The sequence below is a fragment of the Phycisphaeraceae bacterium genome, from assembly GCA_019636655.1.
GTDB lineage: Bacteria > Planctomycetota > Phycisphaerae > Phycisphaerales > UBA1924 > JAHBXB01.
The window spans coordinates 818,167-844,989 of the sequence record JAHBXB010000002.1 but is presented as its reverse complement, the minus strand read 5'-3'; the positions used below and the strand labels follow the sequence as shown (position 1 = coordinate 844,989).

At 70.6% G+C, this 26,823-nt stretch carries 15 protein-coding genes; 7 read left to right on the top strand and 8 right to left on the bottom strand.

Features of this window, described 5'->3' with window-relative positions; genetic code table 11:
* Window positions 1-9: 9 nt before the first annotated feature.
* From KF745_08985 to KF745_08975, 3 genes are all read left to right on the top strand, one after another.
* Window positions 10-1,560 carry a hypothetical protein gene (locus KF745_08985; GenBank protein MBX3358551.1) on the top strand — a complete coding sequence of 517 codons (1,551 nt, stop codon included), beginning with the start codon at window positions 10-12 and terminating at the stop codon, window positions 1,558-1,560.
* 112 nt (window positions 1,561-1,672) lie between these two features.
* Entirely contained in the window at window positions 1,673-2,626 is a 954-nt protein-coding gene (locus KF745_08980; protein MBX3358550.1) for a UbiA family prenyltransferase, read from the top strand.
* A gap of 255 nt (window positions 2,627-2,881) precedes the next feature.
* Window positions 2,882-5,845, top strand: a complete 2,964-nt coding sequence (locus KF745_08975; GenBank protein MBX3358549.1) for a zinc-dependent metalloprotease — start codon at window positions 2,882-2,884, stop codon at window positions 5,843-5,845.
* A gap of 77 nt (window positions 5,846-5,922) precedes the next feature.
* On the opposite strand, the gene KF745_08970 is transcribed toward KF745_08975, so the two are convergent.
* From KF745_08970 to ptsP, 7 genes are all read right to left on the bottom strand, one after another.
* Window positions 5,923-7,719, bottom strand: coding sequence for a hypothetical protein (locus tag KF745_08970; GenBank protein ID MBX3358548.1), 1,797 nt, complete (start codon window positions 7,717-7,719; stop codon window positions 5,923-5,925).
* Entirely contained in the window at window positions 7,701-11,348 is a 3,648-nt protein-coding gene (locus tag KF745_08965; GenBank protein MBX3358547.1) for a tetratricopeptide repeat protein, read from the bottom strand. The genes KF745_08970 and KF745_08965 overlap by 19 nt, the downstream gene beginning before the upstream one ends.
* A 20-nt stretch (window positions 11,349-11,368) precedes the next feature.
* Entirely contained in the window at window positions 11,369-13,150 is a 1,782-nt protein-coding gene (locus tag KF745_08960; GenBank protein MBX3358546.1) for a hypothetical protein, read from the bottom strand.
* On the bottom strand, window positions 13,147-14,952 hold the full coding sequence (locus KF745_08955; protein MBX3358545.1) for a hypothetical protein: 1,806 nt from the start codon (window positions 14,950-14,952) through the stop codon (window positions 13,147-13,149). The genes KF745_08960 and KF745_08955 overlap by 4 nt, the downstream gene beginning before the upstream one ends.
* A gap of 116 nt (window positions 14,953-15,068) precedes the next feature.
* A complete protein-coding gene (gene dxr / locus KF745_08950) occupies window positions 15,069-16,283 on the bottom strand; it encodes a 1-deoxy-D-xylulose-5-phosphate reductoisomerase (protein MBX3358544.1) in 1,215 nt (404 codons plus the stop codon).
* Window positions 16,284-16,334: 51 nt separating this feature from the next.
* Entirely contained in the window at window positions 16,335-18,920 is a 2,586-nt protein-coding gene (locus KF745_08945; protein ID MBX3358543.1) for an Rne/Rng family ribonuclease, read from the bottom strand.
* A gap of 404 nt (window positions 18,921-19,324) precedes the next feature.
* On the bottom strand, window positions 19,325-21,115 hold the full coding sequence (gene ptsP / locus KF745_08940; protein MBX3358542.1) for a phosphoenolpyruvate--protein phosphotransferase: 1,791 nt from the start codon (window positions 21,113-21,115) through the stop codon (window positions 19,325-19,327).
* 347 nt (window positions 21,116-21,462) lie between these two features.
* Here ptsP and rho point away from each other — a divergent pair, with 347 nt between their 5' ends.
* Both rho and KF745_08930 read left to right on the top strand, forming a co-directional pair.
* Window positions 21,463-22,722 carry a transcription termination factor Rho gene (gene rho, locus KF745_08935; protein MBX3358541.1) on the top strand — a complete coding sequence of 420 codons (1,260 nt, stop codon included), beginning with the start codon at window positions 21,463-21,465 and terminating at the stop codon, window positions 22,720-22,722.
* Window positions 22,723-22,926: 204 nt separating this feature from the next.
* On the top strand, window positions 22,927-23,427 hold the full coding sequence (locus KF745_08930; protein ID MBX3358540.1) for a hypothetical protein: 501 nt from the start codon (window positions 22,927-22,929) through the stop codon (window positions 23,425-23,427).
* Here KF745_08930 and KF745_08925 read toward each other — a convergent pair.
* Window positions 23,415-23,843, bottom strand: a complete 429-nt coding sequence (locus KF745_08925; GenBank protein ID MBX3358539.1) for an STAS domain-containing protein — start codon at window positions 23,841-23,843, stop codon at window positions 23,415-23,417. The genes KF745_08930 and KF745_08925 overlap by 13 nt on opposite strands.
* A 397-nt stretch (window positions 23,844-24,240) precedes the next feature.
* Here KF745_08925 and KF745_08920 point away from each other — a divergent pair, with 397 nt between their 5' ends.
* On the top strand, window positions 24,241-24,636 hold the full coding sequence (locus KF745_08920; protein MBX3358538.1) for a ferrous iron transport protein A: 396 nt from the start codon (window positions 24,241-24,243) through the stop codon (window positions 24,634-24,636).
* Window positions 24,637-24,699: 63 nt separating this feature from the next.
* The gene (locus tag KF745_08915) at window positions 24,700-26,808 is read left to right on the top strand and encodes a ferrous iron transporter B (protein MBX3358537.1); all 2,109 of its coding nucleotides are present in this window, start codon (window positions 24,700-24,702) and stop codon (window positions 26,806-26,808) included.
* The last annotated feature ends 15 nt before the right edge of the window (window positions 26,809-26,823 follow it).

Genomic DNA, 26,823 nt, shown 5'->3' with positions numbered 1-26,823 from the left:
GAGGACCTCATGCCGACACTGCCCAACGGCCCGACAGCACCGCCGGCGACGCATGTGTCGCTGCGGTTTTGTTGTATTGCGTTCGCGGTGCTGATGCTGGTGATGACGGCGCTGTATTGGAACTCACTTGATATTCCCCCGGCCGGGGATGATTACCCGGCGCTGTCGGAGATCCAGCGGGGGAACGAGTTCGGGGTGATGTCGCTGTTCTCCAAGCCGCTGCAGGGGAAGAACTACAGGCCGCTGCAGTCGCTGGTGGTGTGGGCGGTGGGGAACATCGGGGGGACCACGGAGGAGCGCACGCTGCACCAGCACGTGCTCAACCTCGTGAGCGCGGCGGTGTACGTGCTGGCGGTGCTGCTGTGGGCGAGGGCGATGCCGCTGACGAGGGTCGGGGTGGGGGCGGCGGGGCTGGTGGCGACGCTGCACCCGGCGTTCGCAGCGGTGATGGTGGGGCTGGACACATGGTCGTCGACGCTGGCGCCGGCGATGATGTGGCTGATGGCGCTGGGGGTGTACCACCTGCGGCACCGGGCGGTGCTCATGCTGGTGGTGACGGTTCCGCTGTTCGTGGTGGCGGCGCTGACCAAGGAGTACGCGTTCGCGCTGGTGCTGATGGCGCCGTGGATCATGCTGTACTTCCGCGAGCAGCGGCGGTGGGTGAGCGCGATCGTGACGGGGCTGGTGCTGAGCGCGGTCATGCTGACGCTGCTGTGGGCGAGGAGGTTCACCTCGCCTGTGGATGTACCAGAGATGCCCAAGGCCGGGCCGCAGTACCTTCCATACAACTTTGCGCTGTACGCGAGTGCGCTGCTGCTGCCGGTGAACACGGTCTGGGTGTTCATCAACCGGTCGAACCTGTTCGTGCTCGGGGCGGCCGGGCTTGGCGGCGTGGCGACGGCGACATGGCTGACGCTGGGGTTGTGGACGCAGTGGCGGGCGAGCCGGGAGCCGCATCGGGCGGTGCGATACGGATCGTTCGAGCAGTCGCCGGCGGGGTGGATGGTGTTCCTGCTGGCGGCGTTCGTGGCGGCGACGTTCCCCAACAACGTGCTGCTGAAGGTGTCGGAGGTGTACGTGGTGGCGCCGCTGGTGGTGCTGGCGCTGCTGTGCGGGCTCGCGGCGGATGGGTACCGGTCGATGTCGTGGGGCGCTCGGGTCACCGCGGCGCTCGGGGCCGGGGCGTGGGTGGTGGCGGCGGTGGTGGTGGTGCAGATGAAGATCGCGGCGACGAACGAGTGCGGTCGCATGGCGGAGCACCAGGCGCGGCAGATCCTGTCGTACCTGGCGCCCAACGCGGTGGATCGCCGGATCGGGCTGGTCTTCCTGCGGAGCGAGATCCAGCGGGACCGGGGCTACTCGGTGTACAAGATGCCCGATGAACTGCCGCTGTACGACGCGGCGTCATTGGACTGGTACCGGCCCGAGGCGCACCTGCGGACCACGCAGTTGATCGTGGGGAGCCTGAGCCGCGTGGACTCGTCGCGGTTCGACGTGACGCTGGTGTGGAGCGTGAAGACGAAGGAGTTCACGCCGGTGACGGGCCGGCTGATCAGGTGATCGAGCGGGTGTTGGTATACTGGGCCAAATCCGGCGTCGGCCGGGATCGGAGCACGGAGCGGGTGATTCGGGGCCATTCAACCATCTGCGGTGCTCCGGCGAGGGCGAGCCGGTGATCGGTCGCTTTGTCCGACTGGCGCGGCCGACGCAGTGGGCCAAGAGCGCGTTCGTGCTCGTGGGGCCGTTCTACGGGTATTCGTCGCTGGCGGACCGTCCGGGGGCGTGGAAGCCGGTGGCGTTCGCCGCGGGGCTGGCGGCGGTGGCGTTCGCGCTGGTGTCGAGCGCCTCGTACGTGGTGAACGACATCCTGGATGCGCCGGCGGACCGGTCGCACCCGCGGAAGCGGAACAGGCCGATCGCGTCGGGCGAGGTGTCGCCGGGGCAGGCGGCGGGGTTTGCGCTGGCTCTGCTCGTGGGCGCGGTGGCCGCGGTGGCGATGCTGCCGACGGCGGAGGCGATGTGGGGCGTGGGGCTGTGGGTGGTGGCGTACGTGGTGAACGTAAACCTGTACTCGATGTGGCTCAAGCACGTGGTGCTGGCGGATGTGATGGGGCTGTCGCTGGGGTTCGTGATCCGGGTGTTCGGCGGGTGCGCGGCGGTCGGGGTAGTGCCGTCGTCGTGGCTGCTGAACAGCACGCTGTTCCTGGCGATGTTCCTGGCGTTTGGGAAGCGGTTGGGCGAGCGAAGGACGATGGGATCGGCCGAGGCGGCGTCGACGGTGCGGGCGGTGCAATCGGCGTACACCGATGAATTGCTGCGGATGATGGTGGTGGTGACGGGGGTTGCGACGCTGATTACGTATGCGGGGTATGTAACCGCTCACGAATCGGACTACGTGCTGGCGTGGGATGGCGTGCGGGTGGGCGGGGGGGTGAACCTGCTGTGGATCACCATGGTGCCGGCGACGTACTGCCTCCTGCGGTGCATCGTGATCTTGGAGCGGGGGGACTACGACGATCCGACCGAACTGGCGATGCGGGACCGGCCGTTCCAACTTTCGTTCGTGGCGTTTGCGACGATCACGTTGGTGCTGATCTTGGCGATGCGGGCCCCATACCCTGTTTAGGGAGTGCGGGGAGGGGCGGATCTTCGCCTCTGGCGGGCTGGCGGGCCGATCTACGGGGTCGCCGCGGGCGGGTCATGGCCGCCGGGGGCGTGAAACTTCCGCGGGCCGGATCGGTATCTCCGGAGAACCCCCGGGTGTCGGATTCGTAAGATGAAGCCGGGGCGAGGCTTGCGCAATGAGGCCAGGGTCCAGCCCGCGGCGGTTCTGTCCCGGGCGGCCCGATGGCGTCCACGATTCTTCTACGAAGGAGTCCGTATGAGCAGCATGGTTCGGTCTTCCGCCTCCCTGTGCGCGTTGATTGCCGCGGCAGGTCTTTGCATCTCGATGCCTCTCACTGTTGCGGTGGCCCAGCCGGCACCGGATTCCAAGTCCCCGGCGGAGGAGAAGCCGGAGTTTCCCAAGTTTGCCGACGTGTCGAAGGACTTCACCAAGGTGGTGTCGACGGCGGACGGGGAGAAGTCGTTCTACACGCTGTGGGTGAAGGAGAAGGACGGCTCGATGCTGGCGGAGCTGCCGCGGGGCTTCGAGAACCAGCGGCACTTCATCGCGCTGACGGTGGCATCGGGGGAGTCGTACGCGGGGCTGCAGGCGGGGGAGTTGTACTGCTACTGGAAGCGGTTCGACAAGCGGCTGGCGTTGATCGAGCCTGAGATCGCGACGCGGTCGACGGGGGACCAGGAGTCCAAGTCCGGGGTGGAGCGGCTGTTCACGGACCGGGTGGTGCTGGACGTGCCGATCGTGTGCATGGGCCCGAGCGGGCAGCCGGTGATCGATCTCAAGGCGCTGATGGCGGGGCAGGCGCAGAAGTTCTTCGGCTACTCGGCCGCGGGCGCGAACGCGAACCTGGCGGTGGTGAAGGAGGCGAAGGCGTTCCCGAAGAACGTGGAGATCTCGTACGAGTTACCGACGGCGGGCGGGCGGCTGAAGCAGTTCCACTACTCGGTGAGCCTGATGGAGGGGACCCCGGGGTACCAGCCGCGGGCGGCGGATGAGCGGATCGGGTACTTCACGACGGTGTACCGGGACCTTGGAAAGTTCCGGGACGACGAGAAGTGGGTGCGGTATGTGAACCGGTGGTCCCTGGAGAAGCGGGACCCGAAGTTGAAGCTGAGCCCGCCGAAAGAGCCCATCGTGTTCTACGTGGAGCACACGGTGCCGGTGCGGTACCGGGCGTACGTGAAGCAGGGGATCGACTACTGGAACGCGGCGTTCGAGAAGGTCGGGATCCGCGACGCGATCGAGGTCCGGTACCAGGACAAGGCGAGCGGCGCGAACATGGACAAGGACCCGGAGGATGTGCGGTACAACTTCATCCGGTGGCTGACGAACGACGTGGGGACGGCGATCGGTCCGTCGCGCGTGAATCCGCTGACGGGGGAGATCCTGGACGCGGACGTGGTGCTGACGGACGGGTGGATCCGGTACTTCTGGTACACGACCAACGAGCTGATCCCGGCGTCGACGGCGATGGAGGCGTTCACGCCTGAGACGATCGCGTGGCTGGACAGCCATCCGAACTGGGACCCGCGGGTGCGGATGGCGCCCCCCGGGGAGCGTGACTACCTGCTGGCGCAGCGGGCGTCGCGCGGGGTGGTGCGGTACGGCGGGCACCCGGCGGCGCAGACGCCGCAGGACATGCTGGGCCAGCAGGAGTTCGACGGGCTCAAGGGGCGCGTGTCGCAGGTGAACGGCCTGTGCCTCGCGGCGCAGGGGAAGGCCAACGACATGGCGCTGATGGGCATGAACATGATGATCATGGACATGCTGAACGACCCGCCGGAGGACGAGGCCGAGGCGAAGGACGCGAAGAAGGACGAGAAGAAGGACAAGGACAAAGAGAAGGAGAAGGAAGAGACGCTCGACGGGATCCCCGAGTGGTTCGTGGGCCCGGCGCTGGCGGACCTGGTGGCGCACGAGGTGGGCCACACGCTGGGGCTGCGTCACAACTTCAAGGCGTCGTCGGCGTACACGCTCAAGCAGATCAACTCCGACGAGTTCAAGGGGAAGAAGCCGTTCACGACGTCGGTGATGGACTACACGCCGGTGAACATCAACATGGACGACGGCCCGATCCAGGGCGACTACAACATGTCGAACATCGGCCCGTACGACTTCTGGGCGATCGAGTACGGCTACACGTCGGGCGACCCGAAGAAGGTGCTGGAGACGGTGGCGGACCCGGAGCACCAGTTCGGGACGGACGAAGACACGTTCGGGCCCGACCCGCTGGCGCAGCGGTACGACTTCTCGGCGGACCCACTGGACTTCGCGGCGTCGCGGATGAAGCTGGTGAAGGCGCTGCGGGCGAAGATCACGGACAAGTTCGTGAAGGAAGGGCAGTCGTGGTCGAAGGCCCGGCGCGGGTACGCGATCTCGCTGAGCACGCAGACCCAGATGCTGGCGATGATGTCGCGCTGGGTGGGCGGGGCGCACGTGTACCGCGACAAGAAGGGCGACCCGAACGGCCGCGCCCCGATCGACGTGGTCCCCGCGGCGAAGCAGCGGGCGGCGATGAAGTTCCTGATCGAGAACACGTTCACAGACGAGGCGTTCGGGCTGAACGCGGACCTGCTGAAGTACATGACCGTGGACAAGTGGTGGGACGACGGCGGCATGGGCTCGATCATGGAGGACGCGACGTGGCCGGTGCACGACCGCGTGATGGGCATTCAGGCGTCGGTGCTGACGATGATGCTGAACCCGACGACGCTCAAGCGGGTGTACGACAACGAGTTCCGGATCCCGGCGGACCAGGACGCGCTGACGCTGCCGGAGCTGATGGACGCGGTGTCGTCGGCGATCTGGACGGAGGTGTACACGAAGCCGTCGGGCAAGTTCACCTCGCGCCAGCCGATGGTGTCGTCGCTGCGGCGGAACCTGCAGCGCGAGCACCTGGACCGGCTGATCGACCTGACCTTCCCCGGCACGATGTACGGGGCTTCGAGCAAGCCGATCTCGAACCTTGCGGTGGCGAAACTCAAGGAGATCCGCGGGAAGATCAAGTCCGTGAACGAGGGCGACGGGGCCTCACGGATTGATCCATACACGAGCGCCCACCTGGCCGAGGCGGCGGTGCGCATCGACAAGGCGCTGGAGGCCTCGTACGTGTACAACGCGCCGAGTTTCGGCGGGATGTTCGGCGGGTTCTACTTCCGCGAGCCCGACGGAGGGCGGCAGAGCCCGGTCGAGAGGCAGCCGGATGACTACCTGAACAAGTAGGCACGCAAGCCGCGGTCGGCCGCGTGCTGAATGAGTGAATGACGACGGGACGCTCCCTTGAAGGGGCGTCCCGTTTTCTATTGGGGGCTGGGCGGGGCCGCCGCCGGGGCGCGGGCGGCGACGGCCTGGCGCCACATCGCCGTGACGGCCTCTTCGAACCGGCGGGCGAAGCCGGCGGCGTCGCAGAGCGGGGAGGCGAGGAGAGTGGGGCGGAGGGAGCTGCGGAAGGCGCGGCGGCGGTCGGTGTCGGCGGCGAGAGCGGTCGCGATGGCGACGAACTGATCGGGGGTGGCGGCGACGAGGGAGTCGAGACCGACGGCCGCGAGGAGGCTGACGCCGACGCGGGCGGCGTGGCGGTCGCCGGCGAGGGTGACGACGGGGACGCCCATCAGCAGGGCCTCGCAGGTGGTGGTGGTGCCGTTGTAGGGGAAGGTGTCGAGGGCGATGTCGATTCGGCGGTAGGCGGTCAGGTGCTGCATGGGATCGTCGATGCGGCCGAGGATCTCGATGCTCTCGAGGCGGAGGCCGTGCCGGTCGAGGGCCGCGCGGATGCGGGCGCGGACGCTCTCATCAGTGAAGGCGTTGTTTTTCAGAAGGAGCCGGGAGCCCGGGACGGCGGCGATCACGCGGCTCCACATCGCGAGAGTGGAGTCGGTGAACTTCTGCAGGTTGTTGAACGAGCCGAAGACGACGCCGCCGGGGTCGTCGGTGGTGAGGCGTTCCACGGGGGGCGGATTGGCCGGGGGGGCGTAGCAGAGGAAGCAGGGATCGAGGCGTCGGAGGGACTCGGTCGCGAGACGCTCGGAGCCGGGCGGGTCGGTGTGGGAATCGACGAGGCGGTAGTCGATGGCGGTGAGCCCGGTGGTGTTGGGGTATCCGATGTAGGTCGCCTGCACCGGGGCGGGGCGCATCTGGAAGACGCGGAGGCGGCCGCGGGCGAAGAGGCCGCAGAGGTCGATGAGGACGTCGATGCGGTCTTCGCGGATGAGCGAGGCGAGGTCGGCGTCGCCGAGGGTGTTGACGTGATGCCAGAGGCCCGCAGCGGCGGCGATGCGGCGGGTGGAGTCGTCGACGGTGAATCCGGTGTAGTAGCACACGACGTCGAGGCGGCCCTTGAGGTGCGGCAGGAATGACTCGACGAACGAGGCGACGGAATGGGCGCGGAAGTCGGGGGAGACCAGGCCGAGGCGCGGGGGGCGATCGGCGTCGGAGGGGCCCGGTGGGCGTGGGGCAAGGGGCTTGATGCCCGCCGTGAGCAGGCGGCCGAAGTGGGTGTGGGACTCGAGGATCTGGTCGGGGGTGGCGCTGTCGACGTAGTTGAGGGTGGCGGCGAGGGCGTGCGCGGCGGCGACGCTGGCGGGGTCTGCGGCGAGGACTTCACGGGCGAGGGCAGCCGCGGCCTCGGACTCGCCCATGGCAAGGAGGGCGTTGGCGAGGTGGGTCTGGAGGAGGGGCGTGGGGCCGGTGGCGGCGATCATGGCGCGGCAGTGGGCCTCCATCTCGGGGTAGGCAAAGCGGGCCTGGAGCATCAGCAGGAGCGCCTCGAGTGCGGCGGGATCGGAGGGGGCGAGCGTGCAGGCGCGCCGGGCGCACGCTTCGCCGTCGGCTCTGCGGCCGCCGTCGTGGAAGGTCCAGCCGATCTCGATGAGCCCGGCGAGGTCGTCGCGGGTGGGCTTGGCCAGGGCGCGGACGCGCTCGCCGATGAACGCGGCCTGACCGGGCTGGCCGAGTTGGAGGAGCACCCACGCGAGGGCACGCTGGGCGGCGAAGTCGGTCGGCGATCGCTGGACCAGGGCGAGGAGCGAGGCCCGCGCCTGCTCGCGCTTGCCGGCGTTGAACTGCGCCAGAGCCTGTTCTACGCGTGGGGAGGGCATGGCTGCACCGTGGATCCGCACAGCTCGGCCCAGGCGCTCCGCAGGGCCGATTCGAGGCGTTTGGAGTAGGCCTCGCCGTTGCACAGGGGGCTGGCGAGGAGCGCGCCGCGGAGCGAGCGGCGCAGATCGGCCCGGCGCGGACCGTCCGCGGCGAGGGCTGATGCGAGCGCGATGTACTGGTCTTCGCTGGCCGCCGCGAGGTCGCGCTGTCGCAGGGAGGCGAGCAGGGTGAGGCCGACGCGGGCGGCGTGGACGTCGCCCACGAGGGTGACCGTCGGGACGCCCATGAGGGAGGCCTCGCAGGTGGTGGTGGTGCCGTTGTAGGGGAAGGTGTCGAGGGCGATGTCCACCTCGGAGTACGCCGCGAGGTGGCCGGAGTAGCCCGGGGCGGGGGGAACCAGGGAGAGGCGGTCGCGGCCCACGCCGAGCATCTCGAACCGTTCGGCGAGTTCGTCGCGCATCGCGGGCTCGGAGAGGGCGTGGTTCTTGATGAGCAGGCGGGAGCCGGGCGTGGCCTCGAGCACGCGGGACCAGAGGCGGACCATCTGGTCGTTGATCTTGAGCATGGAGCCGAAGCAGCCGAAGACCACCGCTCCGGCGGCGGAGCGGTCGGCGACGTCGGGCGGGGAATCCGGCGGCCGGAAGCAGGTGAAGCAGGGATCGAGGCGGAGCAGCCGCTCGGTGTGCAGCAGTTCGGCGCCGGCGGGGTCGGTGAGGGAATCGACGAGGCGGTAGTCGACCTGGCGCAGGCCGGTGGTGTTGGGGTAGCCGATCGCGGAGATCTGCATTGGCGCCGCGCGGAGGGCGATGGAGGCGAGGCGGTTGAGCTGGGTCAGGCCGCTGAGTTCGAAGAGGATGTCGATGCCGTCGGCGCGGATCCTGCGGGCGAGGGCGGCGTGGTCGGGCTCGGTCGCGGGGCGCCACCGCGCGGCGAGTTTCTTGAATCGCGCGGTGACGTCGTCCTCGGCGCCGCCGCTGGAGTAGCAGGTGATCTCGAACTGCTCGCGGTCGTGGTGGGTGAGCCAGGGCTCGATGAAGGTGGCGACGGCGTGGGCGCGGAAGTCGGGGGAGAGGAGGCCGATGCGGAGGCGGCGCGCGGCGTCGGCGGGCTTGGGCGCCGGCGGCGGGGGCATGCGGATGCCCGCGAGGGCGTTCGTGAGCGACTCACCGAACTGGAAGTGGGCGCCGGCTTTTTCTTCGGCGGTGGCCGTGGGGTCGTAGTTGAGCGTCGAGGCCCAGATCTCCATGGTCTTGGGGTCGGCGTGGCTCGCATCGGCGATGGGGCGGAGGCGGGCCCGCGCGGCGGCGGGGCGTCCGGTGGCGAGCAGCGCCGTGGCGTATGCGATCGTGAGTTCGCGGTGGCCGGGGCCGTTGTGGGCGTCGAGCGCGTGCCGGCAGACACGGGCGGCGCTGGCGGGGGAGGACGAAAGGAGGAGGAGTTCCACGAGAGCGCCGGCGGCTTCGGGGAGTCCGGGGTCGAGCGCGACGGCGCGCCGGAGCGTGGCGATGGCCCGTTCGCCTTTGCCGGTGAGCGTGAAGGCGTGGCCAAGGGTCGCGAGCAGGCCGGGGTCATCGGGGAAGAGGGCGACGCCCTGCTCGGCGTAGTACAGGGCGGGGCCGGATTCGCCCATGTGCAGCAGGAGGCCCGAGAGGGAGTTGAGCAGCGCTCCTTCCTTCGGGAATCGCTGGGCGGCGCGCAGCAGCGTTGCCTTCGCGGCATCGAATCGGCCGGAGTTGATGCTCGCCTGGGCGTCGCGGAGAGCGGCGCTGATCTCCGGGCGCGACGGCGGGGGCGCGGGGCGCGGGGATGGGGCAGGTGGGCCGGGGGGAAGGACGCGCTGCGTGCCGGCGCACCAGGCGTGCCAGGCGCTGCGGAGCGCGGCGCCGAAGCGGGCGGCGAAGCCGGCTTCATCCCGCAGGGGTGATGACTGCATCGCGGCGCGGAGTGAGGCGCGGAGCGACTTCAGGCGGGCGCGGTCGGTCGCGAGGTCCGCGGCGATCTGGAGGTATGCCTCTTCGGTGTCGGCGACGAGCCAGCCGAGCGGGTTATCGCCGGCGGGGGCGCCCGCGGCGAGCAGGAGGCTCTCGCCGACGCGGCCCGCGTGGCGGTCGCCGCGGAGCGTGACGACGGGGACGCCCATCCAGAGGGCCTCGCAGGTGGTGGTGGTGCCGTTGTAGGGGAAGGTGTCGAGGGCGACGTGGGCGCGGGAGTAGAGGGCGAGGTGGTCGGCGAGCGAGTCGGTCCAGCCGATGAGTTCGAGCCGGTCGGGGGAGACGCCGGCACGCACGAAGCGGGCGAGGGTGGCTTCGCGGACGGGGGAGTCCTTGAGGGCGAGGTTCTTGAGCAGGAGGCGCGAGCCGGGGACGCGGTCGAGCAGGCGTGCCCAGAGGTCCACGACGTGGTCGTTCATCTTCTGGAGCGCGTTGAAGGAGACGAACGTCGGCGGGAGGTCGGGGGGCGGCGAGGCGGGCTCGGGGGCCTGGGTGGGGGGGCGGAAGCAGAGGAAGCAAGGGTCGAGGCGCAGGAGCGACTCGACGGACCACGGCTCGCTGCCCGCGGGGTCGGTGGTGGCATCGACGATGCGGTAGTCCATCTCCCGCAGGCCGGTGGTGTTCGGGTAGCCGCACCAGGTGACCTGGACCGGGGCGGCACGGACGTGGAACGCGGGGAGGCGGTTGCCGAGGGTGAGGCCCGCGAGGTCGACAAGGACGTCGACGCCGTCGCGCCGGATGGAGGTGGCCAGGTCCAGGTCGCCGATGGTGGAGGCATCGCGCCAGTGGTCGGCGAGGCGCTCCAGGCGGTCGGTAGTTGAGTCGCGTCGGGCGAGGGTGTCGTAGCAGAAGACCTCGAAGCCGCCAGGGTCGGAGCGGTCGAGGTTCGCCAGGAGCGGCTCGACGAAGTGGGCGACGGAATGCTCGCGGAAGTCCGGTGAGACCAAGCCGAGACGGATGCGGCGGTCCGGGGTGCGATCGTTGGAGAATGGGCCAAGGGTGCCGCGGACGTAGCGGTCGGAGAGGGCGCCGATGCGGGTGTGGGCGGCGAAGAGTTCTTCGCGCGGGACGCCGGCGGCGTAGTTGAGGGCGCTGGCGAGGGAGGTGGCGACGTTCAGGTGGTCGGGGTTTTCCGTGGCGCAGCGCCGGAGGACGCGGACGGCGTGGTCGACATCGCCCATGGCGATGGCGCCCAGGGCGTAGTTGGAAGTGAGCAGCGGGTGGTTGGGGTTGTAGACAAGGCCGCGGCGGAGGGCCTCGCGCTGGTCGGCGTAGCGGCGCAGACCCTCGAGGAGGTGACCGAGGTCGATGCTGGCGTTGACGCTGGCGGGCTGGAGTGAGAGGGTGCGGCGGAGGACCTGCTCGGCCTGGGGCTTGTCGCTGGTGAGCAGCAGGAGTTTGCCGAGGTTGGAGAGGTAGTTGGCGTCGTCGGGGGCGTGGGCGAGGGCCTCGCGGATGTGGGAGATGGCGGCGGGGTAGTCGCCAAGCTTGGTGAGGATGAAGCAGAGGAGGCAGTGGGCGTCGGCGTTCGCGGGGTGGGCGCGGAGGATCTCGGCGGCCATGGACCTCGCCTCGGCGAGCCGGCCCTGGCGCGCGAGGTCTTCGGCGGATCGGAGCCTTTCACGGGTCTGGTCCATCGTCGGGTAAGCCTACCTCATCATGATTGGGGCGGGCCGGCGCACCAGTCTCGCCACAGGGCACGGAGGGCGCCGCTGAACCGCTGGGCGAAGGCGGGGCCGTCGCAGAGCACGCTGGCGGCGACCTGGGCGCGGAGCGATCGGCGGATCGAGGCGAGCGAGCCGCGGTCGGAGGCGAGGGCCGCGGCGATGGCGGCGTAGTCGTCGGGGGTTGCGCCGACCCACTCGCGCCGGCCGACGGCGCTCAGGAGGGTGAGCCCGACGCGGCCGGCGTGGCCCCCATCGGGGGCCGGCGGGCCTTCGAGCGCGACGACGGGGACGCCCATCCACAGGGCTTCGCAGGTGGTGGTGGTGCCGTTGTAGGGGAAGGTGTCGAGGGCAATATCGACCTGCGAGTAGACCTTGAGGTGGTCCTCGACGATCTCGGGGGGTTCGAGGAGTTCGAGGCGGTCCATTGGCACGCCGTGGCCGGCGAGGCGCTCGCGGAGCATCTCGCGGACACCGGCGTCGCGGAGCGAGAGGTTTTTGATGACCAGGCGTGAGGCGGGGACAGCGTCGAGCACGCGGGTCCACAGGGCGATCGCGCGGTCGCCGATCTTCGCGAGGTTGTTGAACGAGCCGAAGACGACCGGCGCATCGCCGGGCCGATCGGAGACGGGCGGGGCCGCGGGGGGCGGCGTGTAGCAGAGGAAACAGGGGTCGATGCGGATGAGCCGCTCGGTGGCGAGGGCCTCGGCGCCGGGCGGGTCGGTGAGGGAGTCGACGATGCGGGCGTCGACGGCGGGGACGCCCGTGGTGTTGGGGTAGCCCATGTAGGAGGCCTGGACCGGGGCGGCGTGGAGGTGAAAGGCGCGGAGCGAGTGGCGGTAGCAGTGGCCCATGAGGTCGAGGGCGATGTCGATGTTGTCGCGGCGCATCTGCTCGGCGAGTTCGCGGTCGTTCATGGACGAGGCGTCGCGCCAGAGAGAGGCATAGGTCTTCAGGCGGGCGGTGATGGAGTCCTCGACGTTGAGCGTGGAGTAGCAGACGATCTCGACCGCTGCGCGGTCGGCGTGCCGCATGAAGGCCTCGATGTAGAACGTGATCGAGTGCGTCCTAAGGTCGGCCGAGACGATGCCGATGCGCAGGCGACGATCGGGCTCGCGGCTGTTGCGGAACGGGGGTGGCGTTGTGGGGTGGGCGGTCTGCAGGAGCCGGCCGTAGTCCGCGTGTCGCTGGAAGACCTCGGGAGCGGCGAGGTGCTCGCAGTAGTTCGCGTTCGCCGCGCGAGCGGTCGTGAGGGGCTGGTCGCCCGGGAATCGGGCGAGTGATTCGGCGAGGACGCGCTCGGCCTCGTCGGCGCGGCCCATGGCGGAGAGGGCGAAGGAACGCAGGAGGGGGATCTGGGGCCGGTCGATCTCGCCCTGGGCCTGCTCGGCGCTCGAGGCGGCATCGGCCAGGGCGCCGGTGAGGTAGAGGTGGTTGAGCAGCGCGAGACGGATATCAAGATCCTGCGGGCGTGCGCGGGCGGCTCGCTGGTAGGCGACCGCGGCATCGGCGGTGCGTCGCAGGCCGGCGAGGATGGCGCCGACGCCGACGAGGCGGGCGGGGTCGTTGCCCGCGATCTCGACGGCGCGCTGGGCGTAGAACGCGGCCTGCTGCTCCTGCTTGAGCCGTGCGAGGGCGCCGCTCATCATCGCGGCGGCGTCGGCGTCAGCCGGGTGGCGCTGGAGGTGGCGGGCGAGCTGGGCCCGCGCGGCCTCCGCCTGCCCGGCGCGGAGCATCGCATCGATCGCCGCGGGGTTGATGCTGGCGCGGCTCACGCGATGTCCCCGTGGGGTGGCGGCGGGGGGGTCTCGCAGCGCTGGGCCCACATCTTTTCCAGGGCGGCACCGAGCTGGGCGCCGTATCGGGGGCCATCGCAGAGGGGGCTGCGGCGGACGCGGTCCCGGAGATTGGCCCGCAGGTCGGCGAGTCGTGGGCGGTCCGCCGCGAGGGCCGCGGCGACGCGGACGTAGCCGGCCTCGTCGGCGGCGACGAGTTCCGGGAGCCCGGCGGCCCGGAGCATGCTCTCGCCGACGCGGGCCGGGTGGCCGACGCCCTCGAGCGTGACGACAGGGACGCTCATGTACAGGGCCTCGCCGGTGGTCGTGGTGCCGTTGTAGGGGAAGGTGTCGAGGGCGATGTCCATGCGGCGATACTGCTGGAGGTGGTCGGCGATGCGATCGGTGGGGGGCATAGTCTCGATGCGGGAGCGATCGACGCCGAGGTGCTCGAAGCGGGCGAGCACCTCGGAGCGGACCTCCTCCTCGCGCAGCCCGGGGCTCTTGAGCATGAGCCGGGATCGCGGGACCTCCTTGAGGAGGCTCGCCCAGACGGCCATGACGCGGCTGGTGATCTTCTGGAGGTTGTTGAACGATCCGAAGACGATCGTGTCGTCGCCGTCGTCGATGCGGGAGAACTCCGCGGGGGTGCTCTGCGGCGCGGTGTAGCAGAGGAAGCAGGGGTCAAGACGGGCGAGACGCTCGACGCACCAGCGTTCGGCGCCCGGCGGGTCGGTGTGGGCGTCGATGAGCCGCCAGTCGATCGCGGCGAGGCCGGTGGTGTTGGGGTAGCCGATGTAGGTCACCTGGACCGGGGCGGGGCGGAGGGCGACGGCGCCGAGTCGCTGGCCGCGGGTGAGGCCGCTGAGTTCGATGAGGATGTCGATGCCGTCGGCGCGGATCTGCTTGGCGAGGGCGCGGTTGTCGAGAGAGCCGCACTCGCGCCAACGGTCGACGAGACGGGCGAGGCGGTCGCTCTCGTGGTCGTGGGTGTTGGTGGTGAAGTAGGCGGTGACCTCGAAGCGGTCGCGCGGGAGGTGCGTGAGCACGGCCTCGCAGAACGAGACCACGGCGTGCTCGCGGAAGTCCGGCGACATCGCGCCGACGCGCAGCCCGCGCCCGGCGTCGGCGGCGGAGAGGACGACCTCGGGAAGGCGTCCGCCCTGGGCCAGAGCGGCGCGCTCCACCATCATGGCCCAGCGCTTGTGCGCCGCGAGCAGTTCGGGCAGCTCCGCGTCGGGCACGTAGTTGAGCACGGTGGCGTGCGCCTCGGCGAGCGTGAGGTCGTCGGGCCACCGGCGGGCGCCGTCGCGGATCACGCCGACGGCCTCCTCGACGAGCCCCATGCAGCGGAGGGCCGAGGCGTGCGTCGCCGTGAGGTTGGGGTGCTCCAGGCCGGCCCGGGCGGCGGCGCGGCACTGGGCCATCGCGGTGGCGTACTTCTCGCGCAGCACCAGGCACGCGGCGTAGTTTGCCAGGGCCTGCGGGTGGCGGGGCGCGAGGGCGACGGCGCGGGCATAAGCGGCCTCCGCATCGGCGAGGCGGGAGGCGGCGATCAGCACCCCGGCGTGTTCGAGCAGGGTCGGGGCGTTGTCCGGCCGGGCCTTGGCGGCGCGGTCCGAGTAGAACGCGGCCTGGTCGCGCTGGCCGGCGGCGAGGCATACCGCGCTCATCGCAAGGTTGAGCTCGGCGTTGCCGCCCTGCTTGGCCAGCGCGCGGGCGAGGAGGGCGCGGGCCTGGTCCACGCGGCCGGTCGCGGCCATGCCGCGGGCCTGGGTCGCGATGGACGCGGCGTCAGCCATGCCTCACCCCGGCGCGGAGCGGGCTCGTGCGGGCGTGAACCGTGTCGGCGATGACTGGGTTCGGGGCGTGCACGAGAGGAGAATAGCGGCGCTCCCCGCCCTGCGGCCCGTTCGCATCAGGCCCCGAGTTTCGAGGCGACGTAGCGCCGCGCCTCGCGGTCCGCGGCCTGGACGTCGGCGAGGTCGCGAACGGGCGAGGAGCCGAGGTCGAGCAGGGCCTGCCCGGAGAGTTCGGGGATGCGGCCAAAGGGGATGCGCCGCGCGAGGAACGCTTCGACGGCCGCCTCGTTGGCGGCGTTGAAGGTGGCGCCGGTGGTGCCGCCGCGTTCGATGACCTGGTAGGCGAGTTTCAGCGCGGGGAAGCGGTCGGTGTCGGGCTCGCTGAACTCCAGCGAGGCAAACGCCCTGAAATCCATGCGGCGGGCGACGCCGGGCGGGCGGTGCGGCCACGTCAGGGCGTACTGGATCGGGTTGCGCATGTCCGGTGCGGCGAGCTGGGCAATGATCGAGCCGTCGTGGTGCTCGACCATGGCGTGGACGATCGACTGCGGGTGGACGAGGACCCCGATCTTCTCCCCAGGGAGGTTGAAGAGCCAGTGGGCCTCGATCACCTCCAGGGCTTTGTTGGTGAGCGAGGCCGAATCGATCGTGACCTTCGGCCCCATCGACCACGTCGGGTGCTTGAGGGCCTGCTCCACGGTCGCGTGGTAGGTCTCCTCGCGAGTCCACGTGCGGAATGAACCGCCCGAGGCGGTGATCACGGCCCGTGCGATGGCCGGGGGCTCGGCGAGCGGCGGGCACGCCGACGCCCCGCCGTCCGGAGAGAGCCCCTGCAGGCACTGCCACAGCGCGGCGTGCTCGGAATCCACCGGCAGCAGCCGCGAGCCGGATTCCACGGCGGCCGGCACGACGAGCTCCCCGGCGGCGACCAGCGTCTCCTTGTTCGCCAGGGCGATGTTCCGCCCCAGGCGCGCGGCCTCCAGCGTGGCCGGGAGGCCCGCCGCGCCCACCATCGCGGCGAGCACGACATCGCACTCCACGCTCTGCACGAGGCGCAGGGCCGAGTCGCCGCCGCGCATCGCCCGCGGCGGGCAGTCGTCCGCGTTCTCGTCGGCGAGGGCGATCGCGGCGGAATCGAACCTCCTGGCCTGGTCCGCCAGCGCCGCGCCGTTGCGGCCGGCGGCGAGGCCGACGACGCGGAAGCGCATGGGATACAGCCGCTGCTCGTGCAGGCGATTGAGGTGCTCGATCACGTCGAGCGTCTGCGTCCCGATCGACCCCGTCGATCCGAGCAGGATCACGCGGCACTCGTTGGGGTCACCCGATGGCATGGACGATTGTTCCTTGGCGCTGGACGCGGTGCCGCCGCAGCGGCGTGGAAATCACTCCGGCTTGATCCTGGCCCGTTCGCTCGGGGAGAGCTTGCGGCGGAAGGCATAGAGCGTGCGCGGCAGGGCCGGCTTGGGCGGCGCCGAGGCCGGGGGCGCTGGCGGGCGATCCGGTTCGCGGCGCTGCTGTTGCTGCTGGCGCGGCCTCGGGGCCTCGCCCTGGCCGCCGGCATTCCCGCCGCCGCCGTTTCCTTCACCCTCGCCCGATCCGCCGCCGCCACGACCGCCGCGGCCGCGTCGGCGCCGCCGCCGCCGCCGCCGCCCGGCGCCTTCTCCTTGCTCGCCGGGGGCGCCGCCCTCGGCCGTGTCGGGGTGCTCGGCGGATTCGGGATCGTCGCCGCCGGGCTCGGCTGCTGGTGGCTCACTCTCCGCGCCGCCCTCTGGTGTGCCCAGGATCTCATAGGTTCCGCCGCGGGCGTGCGCGTGAACGCTGGAATCCGGCGAGGCCTCCGGCGCTGCTTCGGTGGCCTCGCCCTCGGCCGGCTGGCCGTTCTCGGCGCCGCCCTGTTCGCCGCGGCCGCGCCCGCCGCGTCGTCGGCGCCGGCGTCGTCGGCGCCGCCCACCCTCGCCATCGCTTTCGGGAGCGGATTCACCCGCGGCGTCGGCGTGTGCGGGAGGCTGCTCGCCCTCTTCGCCGCGGGAGGATCGTGAGGGCGCGTCGGCATCCGGCCGGGATCGCCGGTCGTCGCCGTTGGAAGAACGGCCCGAGCGTCGCTGGCCGCTGCCCTGCTCCTGCGCCTCTCCCCGACCCTGGCCTTCGGAGTCCTGAGCGCGGTCGCGGCCGCCGCGCCCGCGTCGTCGTCGGCGTCGCTTGCTCGCGGGGGAGCCGGCCAGTTCGGCAGGGTTGGTGATGTCGTCGGTGCTGTCGGAGTCGTCGGAGGAGAGGAAGTCCGGGCCGGTGTCCTCCGGCGCTGCGGGCTCCTCGGCGGCCTCGCTCGCCGCGACCGCCTTGGCCTCCTCCTCGGTGTCCACGGCCCAGTCCTGGCCGGGCTGGGTGGTGTCGACAAACGGAACGAGATCCTCGGTGTTGGCCTTGGGCGCCGGCAGGCGGGCGACATCGATGTCCGCGCCGCGGTCGTCGTAGGCGTAGAACGAGATGCGGTCGACCGGGATCGCCTCGGAGACCCGCACGTGCACGTTCTTCCCCGCGGTGCGTTCCAGGCGCGAGAGCGTGTGCCGCTTGTCGGAGAGCAGTTCGCCCGCCAGACGCGGGGCGACGACCATCTCGACGCGGTGCACGCGGCTGTTCTGCAGCACGGTCGCCAGTTCGCGGATCGCATCGTCGGCGACCGAGTCGGGCTTCTGCACCAGGCCCCGCCCGCGGCAGACGGGGCAGTCGGCAAAGTGCTGGCTCTCCTGGCTGCCGCGCATCCGCTGGCGCGTCATCTCCAGGATCCCGAACGGGGAGATGGGCGCGAGGGTGGTGCGGGCGCGGTCCTTCTTGAGGTTGTCCTTCATCCGCGTCTCGACGTCGCGCCGGTGCTTGGCCGATCGCATATCGATGAGGTCGTTGACGATGATGCCGCCGACGTCGCGCAGGCGGAGCTGGCGGCAGATCTCGTCGACCGCCTCGAGGTTGGTCTCGTAGGCGTTCGTCTCGGCGTCGCGGGCCTCGCGCGACTTGCCCGAGTTCACGTCGATCGCGACCAGAGCCTCGGTCTCGTCGATCACGAGCCGGCCGCCGGATTTGAGGGGCACCTCGCGCGAGTGGATCGTGTGGATCTGCGGCTCGACGCCCATGGCGTGGAAGACCGGGGTCTTGCCGGTGTAGTGCACCAGGTTGGCGGCGGACCGGGGGGCGACGATCTTGAGGAACCTCGCCGCGCGGTTCAGCGCGGCCTCGTTGTCGATGATGATCCGGTCGATCTCCCCGGAGAGCATGTCGCGCAGGGCGCGGACGAGCAGGTCCGACTCGCTGTAGAGCAGGCGGGGCCGGGCGCCCTGCTTCCAGCGTTTCTCCATGTCCCGCCACAGGCGCAGCAGGTAGGCCAGGTCCCGCTTGAGTTCCGCCTTGGTCCGTTCCAGGCCGGCGGTGCGGAGGATGAAGCCGAAGCCCTCGGGAAGGTCGAGCTGGTCAAGGATCTCCCGCATCTGGCGGCGCGTGTCCTCGTCCTCGACCTTCCGCGACACCCCCACCTTGTCCATCAGGGGCATCATCACCAGGAAGCGGCCGGGGATCGAGAGGTACGAGGTGACCGTCGGGCCCTTGGTGCCGACGCCCTCCTTCAGCACCTGCACCGCGATCTCCTGCCCGCGCCGGAGGCACTGCTGGATCGGCGGGCGTTCGCGCCGCGGCGTCTTCTTGCCGACCATCTCGGTCGTCTCGGAGTCCTCGCCGGGGAAGTAGCGGGGGTGCAGGTCCGAGACGTGCAGGAACCCCGACGAGTCGAGCCCGAAGTCGACGAACGCCGCCTGGATCGCCGGCTCGACGTTCACCACCGTGCCCAGATAGATGTTGCCGACGTGGCTCACCGCGTCGGCGCGCTCCAGGTGGAACTCTTCCAGCACGCCGTCTTCAAGAACCGCGACCCGGCACTCGTCGCCGGGCACGTAGTTAATCACCATCTCACACTTGGCCATGGTCACCTTTCGGCGGGCCCGCGGCCCGCCTGGAGATCCCGCAATGGTGCGCCGGCGGGCGATGAGATCGCACCCGCGTCGCGGCGGCTGTTGAAGGATCGTTCTGGACGGAGGTAGTCAACCGCTGTCCGGGGAAAGTCCCGGGCGGCGCCCCGATTGGTTGACGGCGGAAGGCCTCGCCCTCGTGCGCCCGGACCAGCGCCCGTTCGGGGTGCGGTCCCGCTCCCGCCCGCCCGCCGCGAAAGTCGCGCGGCACGGCCCGGGGGCGCTCGATGCTGGCTCCGAATACCGGCCCGCGGCGGGAGCAGCCATGCGGCTGATCCGCGCGCCGCGGATCCGCGGAGCCCGAGGTTCGTTCCGGCCAGCCGCCCTGGGCGCCGACCGATCGTCTTGTTTCCCGTGGCCTAGTACTCGGCGGAACGCCCGTCGAACGCCTCGGGAAGTGTCTTTCGTGCCTGGTTCCGCAGGAACGCGGCAACCGCTGTATCCGAATCGAGCGACAACGCCTTCTCGGCGATCTCCTCGCAGTTCGCCACCGTGACCGACCGCACCAGCCGCTTCAGGGGCGGGATGCTGGAACTGGTCACCGACAGCGTACGCAAACCCAGCCCGATCAGCAACATTGCAAAGCCCAGGTCCCCGGCCGATTCACCGCAGCAGGAGACCGGGATCCCAGGGCCCGACCCCTGGTGGGCGTGCCCGCGGGCGCTCCGGGCGGCCTTGACCACCATCTGGATCAACTGGATCACCGCCGGGTGGGCCGGGTTGTACATCGCGGCGACTCGCTCGTTGGTCCGGTCCACCGCCAGGGTGTACTGCACCAGGTCGTTGGTCCCGATCGAGAAGAACTCCGACTCGCGGGCGAACGTGTCGGCCATCAGGGCCGCGGCGGGCACCTCGACCATCATCCCCACCGGCACGTTGCGGTCGTAGGCGATGCCCTCCTCGTCCAGGTCCTCCATCACGTCGTTGAGCAGGAACTTGGCCTGCCGCAGCTCGCCCACCGTCGTGATCAGCGGGAACATGATCTTGATCGGCCCGTGCGCCGAAGCCCGCAGAATCGCCCGCAGCTGCGTGCGGAACATGGGCAGTGACTGGAGGCAGTAGCGGATCGACCGCAGGCCCAGGAAGGGGTTCCGCTCGGGGGTCTGGGCCCGCTGCTGGGTGTACTTGTCCGCCCCCAGGTCCACGGTTCGGATGGTCAGCGTCCGTCCGCCGAGCAGCGACACCGCCTTGGCGTACGCCTCGTAGTGGTCGGTCTCCGTGGGCTCGCGGGTGGACGTCAGGTACAGGTATTCCGTGCGGTACAGCCCCACGCCCGTCGCGCCGCAATCGACCGCGATCGGGACCTCCTCGGGGAACTCGATGTTGGCCAGCAGCTCGATGTCCACCCCGTCCCGGGTGACGGAAGGGAGCGACGACAGGTCCGCCAGCGTAAGCCGGAAGAGCTTCTGCTGCTCGATCGTCGAGGTGTACTCGGCGATCTGCTCCTCGGTCGGGTCGAGGATCACCACGCCCCGGTCGCCGTCGATGACGATCGGGGTGCCATCCGAGGCCAGGTCCGTGATGGTGCCGCACCCCACCACGGCGGGGATGCCCAGGGCCCGGGCGAAGATCGCGGTGTGCGACGTCGGCCCGCCGAAGTCGGTCGCGAACCCGATCACGTGGCTGCGGTCGAACATCGCCGCCTGCGACGGCGTCAGGTCGCGGGCCACCACCACCGCCCGGTGGTCCAGGTCCTTGAGGCGGCTCGAGTGCTCGCCGATCAGGTGCCGCAGCACGCGGGACGAGAGGTCCCGCACGTCGTCGACCTTGGTCTTGAACGCCACGTTGGGCATCGACTCGAACCGGTGGGCCAGATCCGCCATCGTCCGCCACGCCGCGTATTCCGCGGTGACGCGCTGGGTCTGGATCATCGCCTTCATCGGCGTGGTCAGCGATGGGTCGCAGAGCATCCCGAGGTGGAACGCGAAGATCTTGGCCGCTTCCTCGCCGAGTTCGACCCGCGTCTGGTCCTTGAGCTGGGCCAGCTCGACCACCGACCGGTCCATCGCGGCGTCGAGCCGCTGGATCTCCCGGCCTGTCGCCTCCGGCGGGACGGTCCGGCGCGCAATCCGGGCGTGCTCGTCGTCGAGGATGAACACCCGCCCGATAATCACGCCGGGCGAAACCGCGATGCCCTTGATCGACTCCATTCCGTCTCCGGCCCGGTCAGACACGCCTGCACCGGGCGCATACGACAACGCAGATCCAGGCGGGCTGGGGGTTTCCCGCACGGGGGCAGACCGCCGGTACCCGCACGAGCGATGCACGCGGCAATCCCCTCGGGTCGATGATAGCCAAACGGCCCTTGATCCCCACCTGCCGCGGGCCCGTTCATCGCGTATGATGAGGACACGGGAGGAGGGGAAGGCCGGGCCAGTGGCGCCCGGGCCCATGGGGTTTCTGGACCGGATTCAAGGAGGAATCGGGGGACGGGGTCCTGGGGAGGCGGGGTGGACGACATCGATCTCGGATCGGACGGCTGCGCCTTGCCGCCGTCGTGCGCATGCATCTGAACGACACGAACAGCGTGGTGACGTTGTCGGGCATCCTGGAGTGGCCGGTGCGCGCCGAGGGCCGAGTGCGGCAACTCAACGGGTCCCGGGTGGTCACGCGCGACGACGACCCCTTCGTTCCGCTGGTCTGGGGCGAGCGGTACAAGCTCCGCGACGGTCTGCGGGTGAAGGTCGAGGTCGCGGTGCGACGATCGCGCCGCCGCCGGCGCGGCCGCAACCGCGGGCAGCAGGGCCCGCCCCGACCCGTCGTTGAGCAGTTCATCGAGATCGAGGGGATGGCCCCCGGCGAGTTCTCCTCCTGCAAGGCGTTCGGCGACCTGACCTCGATCGATCCTCAGCCCCGCCTCACCCTTGAGTACCCCGGCTGCCCGCCCTCCTGCCGGCTCATCGACCTGTTCTGCCCCATTGGCCGCGGCCAGCGCGGGCTCATCGTCTCGCCCCCCAAGGCGGGCAAGACGACGCTGCTCAAGGACATCGCGACCGCGATCCTGCGGAACCACCACGACGTCGAGGTCGTGCTGCTGCTGGTGGACGAGCGACCGGAGGAGGTCACCGACTTCCGGCGGACGTTCGACGAAGTGCTGGCGTCCACCTCCGCCGCGTCGGCCGGCGGCGACGATCCGCCGGGTCTGACGGCGACGGTCGCCCCGTCGCGCTGCCAGGTGGTCGCCTCGAGCAACGACAACGATGTCGAGCAGCACATCGCCATCGCGACCACCACGATCGACCGCTGCAAGCGGGCGGTCGAGGCGGGGCGCCACGTGGTGATGATGCTCGACTCGCTCACGCGGCTGGGCCGGGCGTTCAACCGCTCGCGCCGTCATGCCTCCAGCGGCCGAACCATGTCGGGCGGCATCGATTCCCGAGCCCTCGAAGTCCCCAAGCAGATCTTCGGCGCCGCCCGCAATACCGAGGAGGCCGGCAGCCTGACGATCATCGCCTCGTGCCTGGTCGACACCGGCTCGCAGGGCGACCAGTTGATTTTCGAGGAGTTCAAGGGCACGGGCAACATGGAGCTGATCCTCGACCGCAAGATCTCCGAGCGGCGCCTCTTCCCGGCGATCAACCTCGCCGCCAGCGGCACCCGCAAGGAGAACCTGCTGATGGAGGAGACGGAACTCAAGACCGTCTCCGCCCTGCGGCGCCGCCTGATGGCCATGCCGCCGCCGATGCAGGTCGAGCAGCTCCTCGCCGCGCTCCAGCGGTTCCCCACCAATGCCGCCCTCGTCGGCTCTGCCGGCTGAATCGAGGTTTTCGGACCCCGGTTCGCCTCCTCAATCCCCAGCCAGGGCCTTGTGTTCCCTCCGCCCGCGGGTAGCATGGAGCGAGCCGCATCGCGCCATGCAACCATCGCGCGACCGCTCACCACGCCAGAGAGAGACGGGCAGAGAGACAACTCGTGCGGGCCGGCGCGCTCCGACGCGGCCGACCCCTCGAAGGAGGCTCTCATGGCAACGCTTGTCATCGCAACGCTGGTCCTCGCCGCGCCGCAGTCGTCCGCCACGACTCCACCGCTCGTCGCGGCCTCCGCGCCCGCGCCAACCAGCCGCTGGCTCGCTCCCGAGCTTCTCGAACCCGCCGGCCTGAACGGCGATGACGGCGCCTCGGTGCAGCCGGCAACACAAGCACCCGCCGAGCCCCCCGTGCTGAGCCGCCCTGACTCCGACCTCCCCGCGGAGTTCGCCTTCGCGATCTGCACCGGGCGCGCCATCACGCTGCTGCACACCGGAGTCGACACGTCGGTGTGGACGCAGGTGACTTCCAGCGCCGGCTTGACGGCCCGCCCCCTTCATGCATCGGTGGTCTGGCAGTACGCCTCCGCCGCGGACGCCAGCGGGCAGCCGGGCGGAGCGTTCACCCTCGTCCCGGCGCCGGGCGCCGCCGCGGCCCTCGGGGCCGCCATGCTCCTGGGCGCTGCGCGCCGCCGGCGCGATCATCACGCGGCGTGACGCCCCATCAATCTCCCGAAGAACCCGCGCCGGCGGGCGCCGCTCGTCACGGCGCTGATCGCCTCCTCGCGCGTCTGGGCCATGTGCAACTTCTGATCAAACCCCGCGGTCTTGAACAGGGCCTGCACCTCGCTCGAGAGCGAGTACAGAACCAGTCTCCCCCCGAGGGTGCTGCAGTGATCCGTCAGCCTGATGAGGTCCCGCACGAACGCCGAGCCCACCCCGGTGACCCCCGCCAGCGAGAGCGCGACGCGCCCCGCGCATGCCCCCGCCACCTGCTCAAGCCGCCCGCGGATCATCGCCGCCTGCCACTCCCGCACCGTCTGGCATCCGATGCTCGCCACCATCACCCCCTGGTCCTCCTCAGCAAAGACAAGGGCATCCTCGACCACGCTTTGCGGTAGAAAGTCACCCACCATTCGGCCTCCTGTTCGGCGTCCCTCCGTGGACACCGGCCCCCACCCGCCCGAACCGCCACCCCACGGCCAAGCCGCCGCGGACCAGCACGGAAGAAGATGCGAACTGCGACCGCCACCCGCCACGTCCCGACTCGACCGAACCCACCGACCCGCCCGGTTGTCGGGGCTGGGCCGATCCCGCTCGCCGGGAACCACGGCATTACCGAACCTCCGGGTGCGCGGCGATCCGGGCGTCCGACCTGCGTCCAGTTATCCACCGGCTCGCCGTCCCGCTTGCCGCCTTGCACCGCGTCACCTCCGCGATATACTGGACAATATAGTCCTGTATAGGCCCGCACGGCTCTCCTTTGCGATTGAGTCTCAATAGGGGTACGATCGCACCCGGAGGTTCCCTTTGATTCTCGACCCCTCGGCGACCGCAAACTCGGACAAAGCCAGCCCCGCCGCCGGCTGCTGCGGGAATCCCGCCGCGTGCACTGGCCAGGCTGACGCGCGGCCCGTTCGTCGGCAGGCCCCGCTGGCCTCGCTCACGCCGGGGCAGACGGGCACGATTTGCGAGTGCGCCTTGAGCGATGACGACGCCTCGATGCTCCGCGCGATGGGCCTGGGGATCGCCGCCCGCATCCGGCTCTGCCGCGCCGGGCAGCCGTGCATTGTCGCCCTCGGCTGCGTTTGCCGCGAGCACGCGGCGGACGGCGAGGGAGGAACCCTCCGCGACCTGTGGGGGGGAGGCCGGATTGGCCTGGCCCGCCCGCTGGCCGAGCGGATCATCGTGCTCCTCGATGCCTGAACCGGCCCGGCCCGCGGCCACGCGGGGCACTCGCCCCCGACGCTCGGCCGTCACTGACCCACCATGACTCAAGCCGGCTCAGCCACTCCCGCCCGCGTCGATCCCCTGACCGGCCGCACGGGCCTGCAGCGCATCGCGCTCGTCGGCAATCCCAACACCGGCAAGACCACGCTCTTCAACCGCCTGACCGGGCTCCGGCACCGCACGGCGAACTTCCCGGGCACGACCGTCGAGGCCCGCTTCGGGCGGCTGTCGATCGGGAGCGGCCGCGCGATGCCCGCGCCGTCGGATCCGATCGAGCACGACACCTCGTCGCCGGACTGCTGCGACCCTTCGCCGCGGCAGGCTCCCTCCGCCGCGCACGACGCCGCGCTGATCGATCTCCCCGGCGTCTACTCGCTGGAGTTGGAGCAACTCGAATCCACGCTCTGTCGCGATGTCCTCGCGGGCGCGGCGGCCGCCAAGGGCGATCGCGCGGCGCCGCCGGAGGCGATCTGCGTCGTCATCGATGCGACGAACCTGGCCCGCAACCTGCTGCTCGTGGGCGAGGTGCTCCGCCGCCGCCTGCCGACGGTCGTCGCGGTGAACATGATCGACCTCGCCCACCGCCAGGGTCTTCGGATCGACCCGGCCCGGCTCGGCGAGGCCGTGGGATGCGAGGTGGTCAACGTCTCGGCCCGCACCGGCGAGGGCCTGGGCGATCTCCGCGCCGCGCTCGCCCGCGCCCGGATCCCCAACATCACCCCCGGGGCCAATGACGCCGCCCTGCGCGAGTGGGCCGACCGCGCCTTCATCGCCGCGGCGACGCTCCCCGCGGGCGAGCAGCGGTCTGCGAGCGCCGAGAGCCTCTCGGACCGGATGGACCGCGCGTTCACCCACCCGGTGCTCGGGTCGATCGCGTTCGCGCTGATCATGGGCGTGGTGTTCTACGCCCTCTTCGCCCTCGCCAAGTACCCGATGGACGGCATCGACTGGCTCTTTACCGGCCTGGGCGACTGGCTCAAGCGCGTGATCCCCGGCGGCGTGCTGCGGGAACTGCTCGCCGACGGGATCGTCCGCGGCGTCGGCGCCACCGTGATCTTCCTGCCGCAGATCTGCCTGCTCTTCTTCCTCATCGCACTGCTGGAGGACACTGGCTACCTCGCCCGCGCGGCGTTCGTCATGGACCGCGTGCTGCGCCCCTTCGGCCTCCCGGGCCACTCCTTCGTGCCGCTGCTCTCCAGCCACGCGTGCGCCCTGCCCGGGATCATGGCGACGCGCACGATCCCCGATCGCCGGGAGCGGCTCGCGACGATCCTCGTCGCCCCCTTCATGACCTGCTCGGCACGCCTGCCCGTCTACGTGCTGCTCATCTCCATCCTCTTCCGCGACCAGCCCGTGCGGGGGGCGCTCGCGTTCGTCGGGTGCTACGCGCTGGGCATCGCCGCGGGCGTGGGCTCGGCGCTGCTGGCCCGCCGGACGATCCTCAAGGGTGCCAGTCGCGCCATGGCCCTGGAACTTCCCTCCTACAAGCGGCCCAGCCTGCGGACCGCGGCGATCACCACCTACGACCGCGCCATGGTCTTCGTGAGGAACGCGGGCACAAACATCCTGGTCATCTGCATCGTGCTCTGGTGGCTCAGCGCCTACCCGCACGTCCCCCCGCCGCAGGAGTCCGTGGACCTCCGGGCCCGCGCCGCCCTGGTCGAGCATTCCTCCGCCGGGGAAGCCGGCGAGGCCGAGGCCGCCGAACTCCTGGCGCAGGCCGACAGCATCGAGCACCGCCACGCCCGGGCCAACTCCTTTGCGGGCATGGCCGGCCGGGCCCTCGAGCCGGTCTTCCGCCCGTTGGGGTTCGACTGGCAACTCACGATCGGCGTCCTCTCGTCGTTCGCCGCGCGGGAGGTCTTCGTGTCGACGATGGCGGTGGTCACCACCGGCCGCGACGAGCCGGAGGACGAGGGCGTGCTCGAACAGGTTGCGCAGGCCAGGCGGGACGACGGCGGAGCGATCTTCAACAAGCCCACCGCGTGGTCGTTGCTGGTCTTCTACGTCCTCGCGATGCAGTGCCTCCCGACGCTGGCCGTCACCGCCAAGGAGGCGGGAGGGGCCAGGTGGGCGTGGCTGCAGTTGGCCTGGATGAGCGCGGTCGCGTACGCGGCGGCGCTGATAGCGTTCTGGGTCGCGTCGTGAGGCGCGAGGGATGAA

Coding starts and splice junctions, on each gene's coding strand:
- KF745_08965 (MBX3358547.1), bottom strand. CDS start 11,348: ATGGACCAGACCCGTGAAAGGCTCCGATCCGCCGAAGACCTCGCGCGC.
- KF745_08955 (MBX3358545.1), bottom strand. CDS start 14,952: ATGGCTGACGCCGCGTCCATCGCGACCCAGGCCCGCGGCATGGCCGCG.
- KF745_08985 (MBX3358551.1), top strand. CDS start 10: ATGCCGACACTGCCCAACGGCCCGACAGCACCGCCGGCGACGCATGTG.
- KF745_08930 (MBX3358540.1), top strand. CDS start 22,927: ATGGCAACGCTTGTCATCGCAACGCTGGTCCTCGCCGCGCCGCAGTCG.
- KF745_08970 (MBX3358548.1), bottom strand. CDS start 7,719: ATGCCCTCCCCACGCGTAGAACAGGCTCTGGCGCAGTTCAACGCCGGC.
- KF745_08975 (MBX3358549.1), top strand. CDS start 2,882: ATGAGCAGCATGGTTCGGTCTTCCGCCTCCCTGTGCGCGTTGATTGCC.
- ptsP (MBX3358542.1), bottom strand. CDS start 21,115: ATGGAGTCGATCAAGGGCATCGCGGTTTCGCCCGGCGTGATTATCGGG.
- KF745_08945 (MBX3358543.1), bottom strand. CDS start 18,920: ATGGCCAAGTGTGAGATGGTGATTAACTACGTGCCCGGCGACGAGTGC.
- dxr (MBX3358544.1), bottom strand. CDS start 16,283: ATGCCATCGGGTGACCCCAACGAGTGCCGCGTGATCCTGCTCGGATCG.
- KF745_08915 (MBX3358537.1), top strand. CDS start 24,700: ATGACTCAAGCCGGCTCAGCCACTCCCGCCCGCGTCGATCCCCTGACC.